Origin of the sequence: Enterococcus spodopteracolus, from assembly GCF_030441955.1 — a bacterium.
Classification (GTDB): Bacteria; Bacillota; Bacilli; order Lactobacillales; family Enterococcaceae; genus Enterococcus_B; species Enterococcus_B spodopteracolus.
On sequence record NZ_JARJHD010000041.1, the window covers coordinates 1 to 1,482 of the forward strand.

1 protein-coding gene is annotated in these 1,482 nt (G+C 57.3%); it reads left to right on the top strand.

From position 1 onward, the window contains the following. The coding region (locus P3R27_RS14270; protein ID WP_301399120.1) for a phage tail tape measure protein at nucleotides 1–1,482 on the top strand (1,482 nt) is incomplete at both ends.

A 1,482-nucleotide genomic window follows, 5' to 3' on the forward strand; every position in this document is an offset into this window, starting at 1 on the left:
GGTTTGATGACCAGACCCGCCGCCTGAAAGAGAACATGGGCACGCTGGAGACCTGGGCAGACAGGACTGCGCGGGCATTCAAATCCATGTGGGATGCGGTGCTGGATATTGGTCGTCCTGATACCGCGCAGGAGATGCTGATTAAGGCAGAGGCTGCGTATAAGAAAGCAGACGACATCTGGAATCTGCGCAAGGATGATTATTTTGTTAACGATGAAGCGCGGGCGCGTTACTGGGATGATCGTGAAAAGGCCCGTCTTGCGCTTGAAGCCGCCCGAAAGAAGGCTGAGCAGCAGACTCAACAGGACAAAAATGCGCAGCAGCAGAGCGATACCGAAGCGTCACGGCTGAAATATACCGAAGAGGCGCAGAAGGCTTACGAACGGCTGCAGACGCCGCTGGAGAAATATACCGCCCGTCAGGAAGAACTGAACAAGGCACTGAAAGACGGGAAAATCCTGCAGGCGGATTACAACACGCTGATGGCGGCGGCGAAAAAGGATTATGAAGCGACGCTGAAAAAGCCGAAACAGTCCAGCGTGAAGGTGTCTGCGGGCGATCGTCAGGAAGACAGTGCTCATGCTGCCCTGCTGACGCTTCAGGCAGAACTCCGGACGCTGGAGAAGCATGCCGGAGCAAATGAGAAAATCAGCCAGCAGCGCCGGGATTTGTGGAAGGCGGAGAGTCAGTTCGCGGTACTGGAGGAGGCGGCGCAACGTCGCCAGCTGTCTGCACAGGAGAAATCCCTGCTGGCGCATAAAGATGAGACGCTGGAGTACAAACGCCAGCTGGCTGCACTTGGCGACAAGGTTACGTATCAGGAGCGCCTGAACGCGCTGGCGCAGCAGGCGGATAAATTCGCACAGCAGCAACGGGCAAAACGGGCCGCCATTGATGCGAAAAGCCGGGGGCTGACTGACCGGCAGGCAGAACGGGAAGCCACGGAACAGCGCCTGAAGGAACAGTATGGCGATAATCCGCTGGCGCTGAATAACGTCATGTCAGAGCAGAAAAAGACCTGGGCGGCTGAAGACCAGCTTCGCGGGAACTGGATGGCAGGCCTGAAGTCCGGCTGGAGTGAGTGGGAAGAGAGCGCCACGGACAGTATGTCGCAGGTAAAAAGTGCAGCCACGCAGACCTTTGATGGTATTGCACAGAATATGGCGGCGATGCTGACCGGCAGTGAGCAGAACTGGCGCAGCTTCACCCGTTCCGTGCTGTCCATGATGACAGAAATTCTGCTTAAGCAGGCAATGGTGGGGATTGTCGGGAGTATCGGCAGCGCCATTGGCGGGGCTGTTGGTGGCGGCGCATCCGCGTCAGGCGGTACAGCCATTCAGGCCGCTGCGGCGAAATTCCATTTTGCAACCGGAGGATTTACGGGAACCGGCGGCAAATATGAGCCAGCGGGGATTGTTCACCGTGGTGAGTTTGTCTTCACGAAGGAGGCAACCAGCCGGATTGGCGTGGGGAATCTTTACC